The sequence below is a fragment of the Ruegeria sp. D1(2025) genome, assembly GCF_056536425.1.
In genome coordinates, this window is sequence record NZ_JBQFPO010000009.1 from 71,228 (window position 1) to 85,268 (window position 14,041).

14 protein-coding genes are annotated in these 14,041 nt (G+C 58.7%); 11 read left to right on the forward strand and 3 right to left on the reverse strand.

All coding sequences use genetic code 11. From position 1 onward, the window contains the following. Positions 1 to 26: 26 nt before the first annotated feature. Positions 27 to 1,658 carry an acyl-CoA carboxylase subunit beta gene (locus ACR1XU_RS18055; protein ID WP_480908391.1) on the reverse strand — a complete coding sequence of 544 codons (1,632 nt, stop codon included), beginning with the start codon at positions 1,656 to 1,658 and terminating at the stop codon, positions 27 to 29. Beyond that, positions 1,658 to 3,439, reverse strand: coding sequence for an acyclic terpene utilization AtuA family protein (locus ACR1XU_RS18060; RefSeq protein WP_480908393.1), 1,782 nt, complete (start codon positions 3,437 to 3,439; stop codon positions 1,658 to 1,660). Before ACR1XU_RS18060 ends, ACR1XU_RS18055 begins: the two co-directional genes overlap by 1 nt. 141 nt (positions 3,440 to 3,580) lie before the next feature. On the opposite strand from ACR1XU_RS18060, the gene ACR1XU_RS18065 reads away from it, so the two are divergent. From ACR1XU_RS18065 to ACR1XU_RS18080, 4 genes are all read left to right on the forward strand, one after another. Continuing rightward, positions 3,581 to 4,213 (forward strand): TetR/AcrR family transcriptional regulator, encoded by a 633-nt coding sequence (locus ACR1XU_RS18065; RefSeq protein WP_480908394.1) that lies wholly within the window; start codon positions 3,581 to 3,583, stop codon positions 4,211 to 4,213. 285 nt (positions 4,214 to 4,498) lie between these two features. Next, on the forward strand, positions 4,499 to 5,653 hold the full coding sequence (locus ACR1XU_RS18070) for an acyl-CoA dehydrogenase family protein (RefSeq protein WP_480908396.1): 1,155 nt from the start codon (positions 4,499 to 4,501) through the stop codon (positions 5,651 to 5,653). 187 nt (positions 5,654 to 5,840) lie between these two features. Beyond that, entirely contained in the window at positions 5,841 to 6,644 is an 804-nt protein-coding gene (locus ACR1XU_RS18075; protein ID WP_480908398.1) for an SDR family NAD(P)-dependent oxidoreductase, read from the forward strand. Between the two features lie 178 nt (positions 6,645 to 6,822). Continuing rightward, positions 6,823 to 7,209, forward strand: coding sequence for an acyl-CoA thioesterase (locus ACR1XU_RS18080; RefSeq protein ID WP_480908400.1), 387 nt, complete (start codon positions 6,823 to 6,825; stop codon positions 7,207 to 7,209). A 297-nt stretch (positions 7,210 to 7,506) separates the two neighbouring features. On the opposite strand, the gene ACR1XU_RS18085 is transcribed toward ACR1XU_RS18080, so the two are convergent. Next, positions 7,507 to 8,424, reverse strand: a complete 918-nt coding sequence (locus ACR1XU_RS18085) for a LysR family transcriptional regulator (protein ID WP_480813197.1) — start codon at positions 8,422 to 8,424, stop codon at positions 7,507 to 7,509. A 103-nt stretch (positions 8,425 to 8,527) separates the two neighbouring features. Here ACR1XU_RS18085 and ACR1XU_RS18090 point away from each other — a divergent pair, with 103 nt between their 5' ends. The 7 genes from ACR1XU_RS18090 to ACR1XU_RS18120 all read left to right on the forward strand — a co-directional run bounded on the left by ACR1XU_RS18090 (position 8,528) and on the right by ACR1XU_RS18120 (position 14,020). Continuing rightward, positions 8,528 to 9,487: a tripartite tricarboxylate transporter substrate binding protein gene (locus ACR1XU_RS18090; RefSeq protein WP_480813196.1), complete on the forward strand. Its 960-nt coding sequence runs from the start codon at positions 8,528 to 8,530 to the stop codon at positions 9,485 to 9,487. Between the two features lie 73 nt (positions 9,488 to 9,560). Further along, entirely contained in the window at positions 9,561 to 10,031 is a 471-nt protein-coding gene (locus ACR1XU_RS18095; protein WP_480908403.1) for a tripartite tricarboxylate transporter TctB family protein, read from the forward strand. Positions 10,032 to 10,036: 5 nt separating this feature from the next. Beyond that, positions 10,037 to 11,551 (forward strand): tripartite tricarboxylate transporter permease, encoded by a 1,515-nt coding sequence (locus ACR1XU_RS18100; RefSeq protein ID WP_480915645.1) that lies wholly within the window; start codon positions 10,037 to 10,039, stop codon positions 11,549 to 11,551. Then, a complete protein-coding gene (locus tag ACR1XU_RS18105; RefSeq protein WP_480909089.1) occupies positions 11,511 to 12,644 on the forward strand; it encodes a lyase family protein in 1,134 nt (377 codons plus the stop codon). Before ACR1XU_RS18100 ends, ACR1XU_RS18105 begins: the two co-directional genes overlap by 41 nt. Before the next feature lie 92 nt (positions 12,645 to 12,736). Then, complete coding sequence (locus ACR1XU_RS18110; protein ID WP_480909090.1) at positions 12,737 to 13,183, forward strand: DUF2141 domain-containing protein; 447 nt, start codon at positions 12,737 to 12,739, stop codon at positions 13,181 to 13,183. A gap of 1 nt (position 13,184) precedes the next feature. Next, positions 13,185 to 13,778, forward strand: a complete 594-nt coding sequence (locus tag ACR1XU_RS18115) for a TetR/AcrR family transcriptional regulator (RefSeq protein ID WP_480909091.1) — start codon at positions 13,185 to 13,187, stop codon at positions 13,776 to 13,778. Then, entirely contained in the window at positions 13,775 to 14,020 is a 246-nt protein-coding gene (locus tag ACR1XU_RS18120) for a hypothetical protein (protein ID WP_170808052.1), read from the forward strand. Before ACR1XU_RS18115 ends, ACR1XU_RS18120 begins: the two co-directional genes overlap by 4 nt. Positions 14,021 to 14,041 lie beyond the last annotated feature (21 nt).

Sequence of the window (14,041 nt, forward strand, 5' to 3'; positions counted from 1 at the left end):
CTTGAAATCAGCCAAGTTGCGCCCTCTCAAATCCTTGCGACGCCAAAGGTGTTGGGTTTCAGGTCTCGGTTGCGTGCTTCCCAAGTGGTCTCGATCAAAAAGCCCAGAATTTTACGAGTGTCGCGCGGGTCGATGATACCGTTATCCAACATCCGGCCCGAGGTGTAGAAGACGCTTTCCTGCGGTTCGAACACGTCCTGAATGGCCTGCTTCTGCCTGGCCATCTTCGCTTCCATCTCGGGTGTGATCTCAACCCCCTTGCGGGCGGCTCCGGCGCGGGCAACAACGTCCATGGTCATGGCGGCCTGCTCGCCACCCATTACTCCGGTGCGCGCATTGGGCCATGAGAACAGGAAATCCGCATCAAAAGCATGACCGCACATGCCGTAATTCCCGGCACCAAAGCTGGCACCGACATAGAGTGATAACTTTGGAACGCGGACATTCGACACGGCCTGAATCATCTTGGAGCCAAGCTTGATCATACCCGCCTGCTCGTACTCGGTACCCACCATGTAGCCGGTGATGTTGTTGAGAAAGATGATCGGCATGTCTGCGCTGTCGCAGAGCTGGAAGAACTGCGTTGCCTTGGCCGCACCCTGAGGGTCCAACGGGCCATTGTTGCCAATGATACCGACCGAATGACCAAAAATTCGGGCCTGGACGCAGACGGTTGCAGGGCCAAAACGGGGTTTGAATTCCAGCAGGTCCGAGCTGTCGGTGATCCGGGCCATGATCTCGCGGCAGTCAAAGGCGGTTCTGTAATCCACAGGGACGACACCGGCGAGTTCGTCCGGAGAATAGACCGGCGGTTCGACCTGTTTGCGGGGCAGGGGGCGGGCGTTCTTGTTCCAGTCCAGACGCTCGACCAGATCGCGACATATCAGGATGCCATCCGCATCGTCCTCGGCCAGGTATTCCACAAGGCCCGAAACCGAAGCGTGCATCTCGGTACCGCCCAGTTCGCGCTCATCGGCCACCTCACCAGTTGCGGCCTGCGTCAGCGCGGCTCCGGCCAGCGCCGCCATGCCATTGTGTTTCACGCCGATTACGTAATCCGACATGCCCGGCTGATAGGCGCCACCAGCAGTGGAAGGCCCGTGCAGAACCACAAAGGTCGGAATGCCGGCTGCGGACAGTTTGGCCAGACCGTAAAACAGCCCGCCGCCATTGGCCCAAAGTTCTACGGTGTACTGCATCAGATTGGCCCCGGCGCTTTCCACCAGATGCACAAAGGGCAGCTTTTGTCTCAGCGCGATCTTGAGAATGGCCAGTCCTTTGTTCACTGACATATTGGTCGACGCGCCCGCATTGATCCCACTGTCATCGGCATAGACCAGACAGCGCGTGCCGCTGATATAGCCGATCCCGGTTATCATCGACGCGCCGGGAATGGAGGTTTCCGGGTCTGGGTCGTCGACCAGAAAATTTGCCATATTGAACAGCTCGACAAACGGCATACCCGGGTCCAGCAGACGCTTGACCCGCTCGCGCGGGGTCAACTGGCCGCGCTGGTCGAAACGGGCCTTGCGGCTGTCCGAACGCGCAACGGCGCGCGCTTCGTACTCGCGCAGTTCGGTGATCAGTGCCAGCATATCCCGACGGTTCTGCGCAAACGCTTCGGATGAGGTCGATATTCTGGTCTGGAAAACGGGCATCAGAGCGTCTCCGCAACAGAGGGGGGAACAGGAATGGGGTGATCCAGCAGAATCTGCCCATAGGCCTTGCCCAGCGGATCGTCCTGCAGTGCGGCCGTGCCACCGCCACCCAGTGCATCAGGCAGTACAAAATTCAGCGCGTGCATGCCCGGCATATAGAACCGCTCTACCCCGCCTTTCAGTCGATGGGCAAAGCGGGCCGTCACCACATCCGAGGTTACCGCGGCAGCAATATAAGGCAAGTATTCGGACTTGCGGGCGATCAGGCCGATATTGGCCTTGTCGCCCTTGTCGCCCGAGCGTCCGAAGGCCAACTTGATCAGGGGCACTTCGACTGTGCAGGCTTCTAAAACAGCGGGGATGCCGGGCAGGGGTTCGGAATCCGTAAATGGTTGCCCCGCCGCTATATCCACTGATTGTGCGCCGCTCTCCGTGACGACATGGACCGGCACATCCGCTTTCGGGATCAGGCACGAAAACAGGCGCACGATCGGCATCGGCTTTGGCTTGCCACCGCCAAAGGCGGACAGACCGGCTGGTGTTGCAAGGCCCGCGCCAATTACCTCGGCCAAGAAAAGGGCGACGCCGGTTTTGTCCATGTGTTTTACAGTGAACCGGCCCGCAATCTCGCGCACGCCCAATTCTCGGGCATAATCGCCGTATTTGGCTTCGGATCCGATCGGCTCAACGCATATCTCTTCGAAATCCGGCAGGTTTCTGGCGGCCAGTTTTCCGCGAGCACGGGTCAGAGCCGCCTGCGCATAAGCGCGGAACTTGGCCTCGGAGTCAAAGCCGGTAAACACCAGCATGATTGAGCCCTTATATCCATCCAGGAAAGTGACACTGGCCTTATAAGACTCGGTTGGCGCGCGGCCCCGGGCACCAGCAACCCGGACCAGGTCGGGGCCGATCTGCGTCACGACAACCTGCGAGAAATCGCAGACAACATCAGGCAGGATATAGGCCTGCGGGTCGCCGATTTCATAAATGATCTGTTCAGCGACGGTCCCGACGGACACCAAACCGCCGGTGCCTTTGGGCTTTTCGACGGTAAAGCTTCCGTCGGCTGCGACCGTTGCGATTGGATAACCGATGTTGGCCATATCGCCCACATCCCGCCAATCGGTGAAATTACCACCTGTGGCTTGCGGCCCGCATTCGATTACATGTCCTGCAAGGCTGCCACCCGCGAGTTGGTCCAGATCATCCGCACCCCAGCCAAATTCATGGATGCAGGCCCCCAGCGTGACGGCACTATCCACACAGCGACCGGTTACAACTATCTCTGCACCACCCGCCAGCGCCTGCGCGATGGGGAACGCGCCCAGATAGGCGTTCGCGCTTTGCAGATTTTCTGGTTTCGGCAGCGGAGTGTTCACAAACATTTCTCGCACGCCAGCGAATTCCCCGACCTTGAGGCGGGGTAGAATATCGTCGCCCAAAACCACGGCGACTTTCAGATCCAACCCCAGATCGGCAATGAGTGACTTTACGGCTTCGCCGCAGGCTTCGGGGTTCACGCCACCCGCATTTGCAATGACCTTGATCTTCTGCCGCGCGATCTCGGGCAGGTTCTGACGCAGGACCGAATTCACGAAGTCCACCGCATAACCCTTGTCTGCATCCACTGCGCGCGCGCGCGCCAGAACGGACATCGTGATTTCAGCCAGATAGTCGAACACCATATAGTCCAGCCGCCCGTTTTCCAGAAACTGCGGCACGGCCATATCGGACTCGCCCCAAAATCCGCTGGCACCGCCTATTCGGATTTGTCTCTGCATGAACTCCCCTTTGAATCCACTGGACCTGCGTCAGTTTTGATGCCATCAAACAAACAGAACGTTCTGTTTGTCAACTGCTTCGTGTCGCATAAAACTCTTTGAAATCGCAAAGGGGCAGACCGAAGCTGAATAAGGTGGAATATGGCCAACAGCAAACCGACCAAACGCGAGACCAGGGCGCAAAAGTCGCGGCAGACGATCCTTGAGGCGACGATGCGGTGCCTCGTGAAATACGGCTACTCCGAAACCAGCACGTCGCGTGTATGCGAAGAGGCGGGGCTTTCGCGCGGGGCTCTGACCCATCACTTTACCTCGAAGACAGCATTGATGGTGGCCACCAGCGACTGGATCATGCAGGCCTCGATCCGCTGGCTGGCCGGCCGCGAAAACCGACCTGAGCAGACGATCGAAAGGGATCTGGAACGGCTTTGGCGGCAGGTCATGAACACCGACGCGATGCGCGCCCTGCACGAGATTCTGGTGGCGATCCGCACGGATAAAGAGCTTGCGGACCAGATCCACGACTCGCTGCTGGACTGGAACGACACCATCAATGAAAACGCATTGCTTCATCTCAAGACAACGGACGGCGACAATGCGAAATTTATTCGCCTGTGGACCATCGCCCGAATTTTCTATCGCGGCTTGCTGACACATGACTCATTTGTCCGGAGCGAAGCTGAGACCGCGGAAATCGTGCAGGAGTTCATTTACCTGCTGACCCCGCATTTGCAACGGCGAAGCGAGGTGCGGTTGGTGAGTTCCGAGAGCTAGGCAGTCATGCCCCAGATCGGGCACTGTAACCATTTTGAGGGGATTTCGATGATGTTTACGCAAAGACACGAAGAATCCCGACGAACTTGCGAACGTTGAGCAGAGAACGAGATGAACCTTTGCAAGGGCCTTCCCCGGCCATGAGATTTTCAAATCACTGGACACCCGGGAGATCAAGTGGGTCAAAAAGATCGGTATGAATGGCTCGACACGGTCGAACTGGGCGCGACCAGTGCATTATCCGAACAGCCGGTTGAGAAAGTACTGAATGGCTAGGAGGCCAAGATGGCGCTGATTTCACCCTTTATGACACCCGAGCGCGAACACTTCCGGGACAATTTCCAGCGATTTGTCGAAAGCGAGATTCACCCCAACATCGAAAAGTGGGAGGCCGACAAAGCCGTTCCCGCCGAACTGGATGAAAAAGTGGCCGAGTTCGGTGTGTTCGGCTTTGGGGTGCCCGTAGAATACGGTGGGATGGGAATGGACGATGCCTTTCTGCGTGCCGACTTCAACGAAATGATCTTTGGCTGCGGCGCATCGGGGGTGGCGGCAGCCGTGGGCGGACGCGCGATTTCAATTGCGCCGATGGCGCGGTTCGCATCAGATGACTTCCGCACCACCGTTCTGCCCGAAATCATAGCGGGGCGGATGTCGTCGTCGCTGGCGATCACTGAGCCCAGTGGCGGATCAGATGTGGCCAACATGCGCACGACCGCCACGCGATCAGATAACGGGTGGGTTCTGAATGGTGAAAAGTGCTTTATCACCGGCGGCATGGCCTCGAAGTGGTTTGTCGTCGGCGCAAGGACGGGCGATGCGGGTCTGGGCGGTATCTCTCTGTTTCTGATCGAAGCCGACACACCAGGCTTTACCCGCACCAGAGGCGAAGAAAAGATGGGTTGGCATTGTTCAGAACAGGCCTCTTTGTTCTTCAACGATTGCCACGTTCCCGCCGACGCGCTGATCGGTCCTGAAAACCGGGGCTTCCTTGCGATCATGGAAAACTTCAATCATGAACGGCTTGCTTTGATCGCCGGTTCGGTGGGCATGATGAAGCTGTGCTTCAACGCCTCCCTGGACTGGGCGCGGGAACGAAGGACCTTTGGCAAACGCCTGATCGATCATCAGGTCATCGCCCATAAGTTTGCCGAAATCTCGGCCCGGATCGACATGAATCAGGCCTATCTGGATCAGATTTGCTACACCATCAACGCGGGCCAAATGCCTGCCGCCGAAATCGCCAAGGCCAAGGTGCAGGCGACGAAATCGCTGGAATTTGTGGCGTCTGAAACGATGCAGATCTTTGGTGGCGCAGGTTACATGCTCGGCAATCCGGTCGAGCGCGTTTATCGCGAAGTCAAGATCATGGCTATCGGCGGCGGTTCGGAAGAGATCATGCGCGATCTGGCTGTACGCCAAATGGGCCTGGCCACATAACCGTCAGCCGGCACGAAGGCGTTTTGCAAAGGCCGGATACGGTTGCGCGCGACCGGGCGGGTCGACCGCTACGGCGCTAACCGACGCGATAAACTACCCGCGACCACATCGACAAAAGAAGCGCCGACCCTCAGGATACACGCGTTGGTTTTTGCGACGAAGCGAAGCAAGGGAGAGGCGGGGTAGCATGGGCAGGACGTATCAGGACCGGTATGGCAATTGGGCGCTGGTCACAGGTGCCAGTTCCGGAATTGGCGCCGAATTTGCGAACCAGCTTGCGGTTGCCGGGATGAACCTCATCCTTGTGGCGCGCCGCGCCGATGTGCTGGACGCTATGGCCAGCGATCTCAGCGCTCGCCACGGGGTGGAAGTGCGCTGTGTCGCCGCTGATCTCGGAACGGAGGCCGGCATCGACGCGGTGTGTACCATCCCCGAAGAAATCGGTCTGTTGGTTCATTCTGCCGGTGTCGAGGTGAACGGCGCGTTTGAAACGACCGATGCGGATCAGGGAATGGCATTGCTGCGGCTGAATGTTCTTTCGACCTTTCGCCTGACCCACCACTTTTGCCAGGGAATGCTAAAGCGCGGACGGGGCGGGATCGTTCTGGTCTCAAGCCTGTCGGGCCACATGCCGAACCCCTATTTTTCTAACTATGCAGGCAGCAAGGCTTACGTGTTGAACTTCGGTGCATCCCTGCGGGCCGAGCTTCGGCCGAAGGGCATTGACGTTCATGTCCTGTCGCCCGGACCGACCGATACGCCGATGGTTGCTGGTACCGGGTTGGATTGGAGCAAGGTTCCATCAAGCGTTATGAGTGCAGACGCTGTTGTCACCGAAGCGCTCGGCAATCTGGGTGGCAAGTTCCTGACGGCTCCGGGGCTGATGAACAAAATGACCATATGGATGGCCAAACACAGCCCGACAGCCCTGTTCGGTCGCATAAATGAGAAAGTGCTGAAAAACGCCCTCCCTCCGGAAAAGCTCGGGTGAAGAACTGCGGCGATCACGGCTATGGCAACGTCAGGGAGCGTCTTATAAGGGAACCCAGGGAACGTCAGAACGGCCTGTAACGCGCGACTGAACAGTGCAATCCACCTCTGGCGCTCAGGGCAGGACAAGAACTTTCGGACATGATGACCGTGTCCTGAACCGAAGAAGGGCACAAGAGATGAGCAGTGAAACTCCGAAAGGTGAACTGACATTGCGCACGGCAGCAATGCCGTCGGATGTCAATGTTAATGGAGACATCTTTGGTGGCTGGGTTCTCAGTCAGATGGACATCGCCGGAGGAATTGTTGCAGCTACACGCGCGCAAGGCCGCGTTGCCACAATCGCAGTTGATGCGATGAAGTTCATTCGCCCGGTGAAAGTCGGAGACGTGCTATGCATCTACGGAGAGGTGTCGCGCGTTGGCCGAACCTCAATGGCCATTTCCATCGAAGCCTGGGTTTTGCGCGGTTTGATCGGCGTCCGTGAAAAGGTGACCGAAGCGATCTTCACCTTTGTTGCGATCGACGAGAACGGAGTTCCACGTCCGGTTCCAAGCACTGAATAGGGGCTGTCACTGGCGTTTGCGGTATCCAACATTGTCAGGAAAGTTAGAATTTGACCATTTTGGAGCGGTACTTGAGCGCGCTTCCAAAATTCGAACTGCTGGAAACTGTACTGAAGCTTTCATGCCGGCACAATTCACATGCCAGCCGGTCAGGAGAGTTCCTGCCTGAGTTCGCTAGATCGATAACAACTACTAAAAAACGCGAGGATTTCTGCCGCGCACCTCGATTGGAGCGCGATTTCCAATCAGGCACGCCAATCAGGTCCACATTAGTCGCCTGAACGGTAAGTCGGTGGATCAGGACACCTCGCTGCGCATGGTGTCGCTGGAACGGCATACGCGTTTTACGTGCTCCACCAACTTGTCCTGGAACTGCTTGGCCGCCGATCCCGACTGTTGATACTTCGGAAGCAACATTCCAAATGTCATCCATTTTTCCGGCTCGATCGGGATTGATACCAAGCGATCCCCAAACGACGCCGCCACCATCTCATCGGCGATCGTGATACCTGCACCTTCGGCCACCAAGGCACAAGCAAGTTGGGACGAGGACACTTCATGGGTCACTTCGGGCGCAACACCAGCCGAGTTGAAAGCGTCGTCCAACTGCTCCCGAAGCAACAAGCCCTGCATCAGGCGGATGATCGTTTCACTGGCAAGCTGCTCTGCGGCTATCGATGCCTCATTGGCCAACGGATGATCCCGGGGCAGGATTGCCAAGGCTCGCACGCGGACAAGCGGCACCGTTCTGATGTCCGGATGGCTGACCGGCAGGGCCGCTATTCCGATATCGTACTCTCGTCCGGCCAGCCATTTGCTCGCGTCCCGGCGCGCGCGGACGTCCAAGGTCACACTCACTTCGGGGTTTTCACGGGTGAATTGCGCGACGGCGGGTGCAGACAGAAACTGGGCGATCCGAGGCATCGTCACAACCCGAAGGCTTTCTGTACGCCCGGCCCGGATTTCGGCTGCAATACGGGGAACCTCATCCAGGTTGTCCAGAATGCGCCCGGCTTCGCGGTAAAACGCGATCCCCTCGGTGGTGGGGGACAGGCTGCGCCCGCTGCGGTCAAACAGCCTGAGCTTCAGTTCTGCTTCCAAACCGCTGATCAGTCTGCTGATGGCAGGCTGACTTAGATGCATGATGTCCGAGGCCGCCGCAATGGAGCCTTCGGAAAAAGCATGGCGGAAGGCGCGGAGAGCTTTGACGTTCATCGACAGGACTCTTTCATTATTTGCATTATTTAATGCTACATTTGCAAAAATCGCAATCAAATGACCTGCTAGAAAGGCTGCGTCACTTTTTGGAGGAGCCCACATGAAACGCAGAGCATTCCTTGCTGCCGTCACAGCGGCGACCGCGCTGGTCGCAACGGCAACCGTCGGCTTTGCGGCCGACTGGCCGAAACGCCCGATCAATATCGTGGTACCCTATCAGGCCGGGGGCGGCACCGATGCCTATGCGCGTGCCATTTCCGCTGCTGCAGAAGGCGTATTAGACGTTCCGGTTGTCGTCGTGAACAAACCCGGTTCAGGTGGCCTCAATGGTGCCAATGCCGTGGTCGGGGCCAAGCCAGATGGCTATACGATGATGATGACCTCGGGCGGGTCATTCCTGCTGTCGACCATGACACGCGACACAGACATTGATGCACTGGATAGCTTTGCCTTCGTGGCTCAGGTCGGCCAGCTGCAGACCTCGCTGATGGTACCCACAGACAGCACCTATCAGAGCGTAGAGGACGTGATTGAAGCGGCAAAGGCAAACCCTGGGTCATTGCGTTGGGCCCATTCCGGGCGCGGCGGGTTCCATCACGTGGGCGGTCTCGGGTTCCTGGCCAATAACGGAATCGAGGCGCAGGATGTGCCGTTCAAGGGCGGCGGCCCGACCCGAGCTGCGCTGATTGGCGGACAGGCCGACTTCGGTTTCCTCGGGGTGCAGCAATTGCGCGGTTTTGAAGAGCAGCTTCGCGCACTGGCCGTCAACAGCGCCGAGCGGGACAATATCATGTCCGATGTTCCGTCCTTTGGCGAACTGGGCGTTCCCTTTGCCGCCGTATCGTCGCCGGTGATCGTTTTCGCGCCCAAGGGTACGCCGGCCGAAGTGATATCCGTCATGGAAACGGCACTGGCCGAGATCACGGCAAAGCCGGAATTTGCAGAGCTTCTGGCAGAGCGCGGCACCGGTCCGGTCTTTGCGACAGGCGCGGATGCCAAGGCCACGCTGACCGCGATGAAGGCGGATGCCGCGCCGCTGGTTGCGACTTTGAATAACTAAGGTGGTCAACGGCTGGGGCGGTCTCAGCTTCGGCCCCGCCGCTCCACCCGAGATGTTTCTGAAGGAGAACACCATGCGGGACGTGATCGAGGGAATTGTACTCGCGCTGTTGTCATTGGTCGCGATCTGGGGGGCCTGGCAGGTTCCGGCGGCAAGCCCCGGAGACACATGGGCCGGGATCGTGCCCTTTGCCGCATCGGTTGCCTTGCTCGCCCTCTCGGGCCTGGTACTGATGAACGGGCTGCGCCTGGTGCAGGCACGACAGGCCGCTGTTGAAGAAGGCGACACGGGCACGCTGGACATCCTGATCCTGTTTGCCATTGCTCTGATTTATCAGCAGTCATTCCGCTGGTTCGGCTACGTCCTGCCCACAGCCTTCACCGCGCCGGTGGTTCTGTATATCTTCGGTGTCCGCAGTCGGATCGGGCTGGCCATATCCGTGATCGTCTGCCCGCTCATCTTCCACATCATCTTTTTCGAGTTGCTCGGCGTCTTCCCGCCTTATGGCGAGGTGTTCGATCTGCTCGACTGGTTCCGAGGGTAAACCCGATGGAGATCTTTCCCGCCCTTCTGTCGGTCATCACCGATCCGACACTCCTGTTAGCGATTGTCCTAGCAGCTGCCGTCGGCATGATCGTCGGTGCCACCCCCGGCCTGACCGCCTCGGCGGCCATCGCAATGCTGCTGCCCATTACCTTCTACATGCCGCCTCTGTTTGCGTTGGCGTTTCTCTATGTGATTGGCAAATCGGGGCGTTATGGCGGTTCGGTAGCCGCGATTCTGTTCAATACGCCCGGAACGGCGGCAAGTGCAGCGACGCAGATCGACGGCTATCCGTTGGCCCGTGCAGGCAAGGCAGGTAAGGCGATGAAGGTTGCGACGATCTCGTCGGTTATCGGCGATTTCATGGGGGACATCCTGCTTGTGGCGGGTGTCGGTTTCATCGCCGCCATCGCGCTGAAACTCGGCCCGCCCGAAACCTTCGCCATCTACTTCGCGGCCTTCGTGGTGATCGGGTCCGTGATCGGAAAATCCATCACCAAGGGCCTGATCTCGGCCCTGCTCGGCATCCTTGTGGCCATGGTCGGTCTCGACCCGATTTCCAGCGAAGAACGGTACACGTTTGGTTCTTTTGATCTGTCGAATGGCATTGGACTGGTGCCTCTTATGATCGGCGTCTTCGTTCTGGGCGAGGTTTTTGCCCAACTGGAAGAGCGCAAGAAGGCCAAAGGTGAAGTCAGTGGAAACGAAAGCGACCCTACCGGGCACAGCCTGACCTTTGAAGAATACAAGCCCTGCATCCCGCATGCCATCCGGGGCGGATTCATCGGCGCGGGGATCGGGGTTCTTCCCGGGCTAGGCTCGGCCATTGCGGCCTTCATTTCTTACGGCGAAGGCAAGCGCCGCGCCAGAAACCCCGAGCAATGGGGCAAGGGTGCGCTGGAAGGCGTCGCCGCGCCCGAGGCCGCCAACAACGCGGTTTCCGGGCCATCGATGGCGCCGCTGCTGACGCTTGGCATCCCGGGTTCGACCATCGGGGCCATCCTGCTGGGCGTTTTCCTGATCCACGGCATTCAGGTCGGTCCCACCCTGTTTCTCACGGACAAGGAACTGGTCTATCAGCTTTTTGCCTGCGGGATGCTGGGGATCTTTGCCTACGGGATCATCGGCTACTTTGGGGCCACGCAGGTTGCGCGCCTGATCCTGAAGGTTCCGGTCAACGTGCTCTACCCGCTGATCTTTCTGACTGCCTTTGTCGCCGCCTATTCCGCCCGAGGTTCGATGTTCGACGTGACTGTCATGACTGTGGCCGGATTTGTGGGCTGGCTGATGCGCAAATTCGACTTCAACGTCGCGGCCTTCGTCATCTCTTTCGTCCTGGCGAAGGGGGCCGAGGAAACCTTCCGTCAGGCGCTGCTGATGTCCGATGGCGGCGCGCTCATCTTTGTTGAACGCCCCATCGCCGCCGGTTTCCTGCTGCTCGGCCTTTTGGCCATGGGGTTCCGCATTCGGTCGATCATGAATGAACGCCGCATCGCTGACGGCGGGCTGGGCGATGCTTGATTACCGGATTTACCGCAACTGCTTTTCTTCCGCTGAAATGCGCCGGATTTGGTCCGAGCCCGCCACCATCGCTGCGTGGTTGAAGGTCGAACAGATCCTTTCGCGCTGTCAGGCAGACCTGAACCTGATTCCGACCGAGGCGGCCGTGGCGATCGAAGCCGTGGGTATCTCTGATCTGGATACCGAAGCACTGGCTGCGGAAATGGATCTGGTCGGGCGCCCGATCGTGGGGCTGGTGAAACAGATTCGGTCATTGGTGTGCGCGCATGCAGATCACGTTCACCACAGGGTGACCACACAGGACATTATGGACACCGCCATGGTCATGCAGATGAAGCTTGGCCTTGCGGAAATCGAGATTGGCATCAACCGGCTGCTCGAACTGCTGGACGTACATATCCGCGATTACCCCTCGACCATTCTGATGGGGCGCACCAACGGTCAGCATGCGGTTCCCATGAAGCTGGCCACCAAACTGGCGGTGTGGCGGTCAGAACTGGCGCGCCGCAACAAGGCGTTGGAACAGGCTTCGGGTCGTGGCCTCAATGTGCAAATCGGCGGCCCGGTTGGTGATCTGCGGGGCTACAAGAACGGAGAGGGAGAGAGGGTCAAGACAGCGGTCGCGGAAAGCCTGGGGCTGGGCAGTGTCGCGCCCCACTGGCAAAACGCCCGCGACGGGATTGCAGATGTGGTGACTGCACTGGGATCACTCTGCGCCACGCTCTGCAAGATCGCCCACAACATCAATCTTCTGTCCTCATCCGACATTGCCGAGATCTCTGAAGTACATGCCAACGGCAAAGGCGCGTCCTCGTCCATGCACCATAAACGCAACCAACGGGCATCTGAATTCATGGAGGCGGTATCGCGCCTCGGCCGGCAGAAAGCAGAACAGATCGGGGAATTCACCCTTCACCAACACGAAAGGTCCGGCGGCGCATGGATTGGAGAGTGGCTGATCGTGCCCGAAGTGTTCCTGCTGACGTCAGGGGCACTGCACTGGGCGCAGGCCTTGTTTGCAAACCTGACCTATCATCCCGAACGAATGGCAGAGCACTGCAGGGCGTCTTCCGAGGCCGCCCGGATGCGTTGAAGTTTGGCGTTCCAAAATAATAACCTGTCACTGTTGACAATAAATGGAAGTCGCCCTAAATACTGTCAATGTTGACAATTTATGGTGACCCGATGCAACCTTTCAAACTTGTCTCAGTGGCGGCCCTTGCTGCTGCCACCGCAGTCGCAGCCATTGCGCAATCGCCCGAAACTGCACCACTTTCGGTGACTGTCGACGGGTTGCGGAATGGCAATGGCGCAGTGATCGTGGCGGCCTTCGATCAGGCCGCGGGCTTTGAGACGATGGACGTGGCCACGGCGATTGCAATGGCCCAAGTCCCGGCAGCCGGTGCGACGGTCTCGGTCACGTTTCACAACCTTCCGGCTGGCACCTATGCCTTCGCCGCGATGCACGACGAAGACCTGGACAGCGATCTGGACATGAAAGGCGAAGTACCGACCGAAGGATATGCGTTTTCCGGAATGGGGCGCCGGGGTTTGCCGCCGAAATTCGAGGATGGGGCTGTCGCCACTGGCGCGACGGCCAATTCGACATTGCAGCTGAAGTACTGGAACTGACGTGGCCGGGCGCCCATCAAACCGAGACGAACGCTATGCACAGGTGATGAACGCACTGGTGCGTTGCGTGGCACGTTTCGGGCTTGAAGGAGCCTCGCTTGCGCAAATCGCGGACGATGCGGGGCTGACCCGGCCACTGATCCGACACCATCTGGGCAATCGGGACGAAGTGATCATGGCGTTGCGGGACTATGTCCTGCACAGCTTTGCCGAACAGACCGAAGCGCTGTTGGCCGCGCTTCCGGAAAATGGCGCGGGGCCGGCTCTGGTCGAGTTTCTGTTTTCCGACACGATGGAATCGGCCCCGGACATGGTGTTGGCGTTTGCGGCCCTGACTGCGCGTGCCGCAGAAGATGCAGACCTGCGCGCCGCCTGCCGAGACTCCCTTCTGGGGTTCGAGGCCGCGATTGCAGGTGTTTTGAGCAAGGACCATCCACAAGCCGACCATCACGCGATCGCTGTCGCGGCCCATGGCATCGTTGCGCTATATCTGAACGTGGCGTCTCTGGCGCCGTTGAACATGCCGCAGGAGTGGCCGCAAGCCGCACAATCCCTCGCGGGCAACCTGCTGGAAGGATTGGAAAACCGCTCATGATCCAGATGCGTCCACTCAACTACATCGCTTTCGCCGTGCTGATGATTGCAACAGTGCTTGGCTATCAATCGCTCTGGGGGCTGCTGTTCCTGTTTTGGACAGTCCAGAGTTACCGCACGGGCTATGCGTTTTTGTTGTCTGAAGTAACGCGGGACGAAGACCCCGTTCTGTACTGGTTGATCCAGGTTGCCTGGGTCGTCTTCGGTATCTTGCTGATAACCGCCGATTTTCTGCCCGGCTAGGGCTCACACCAATCTTGGGAA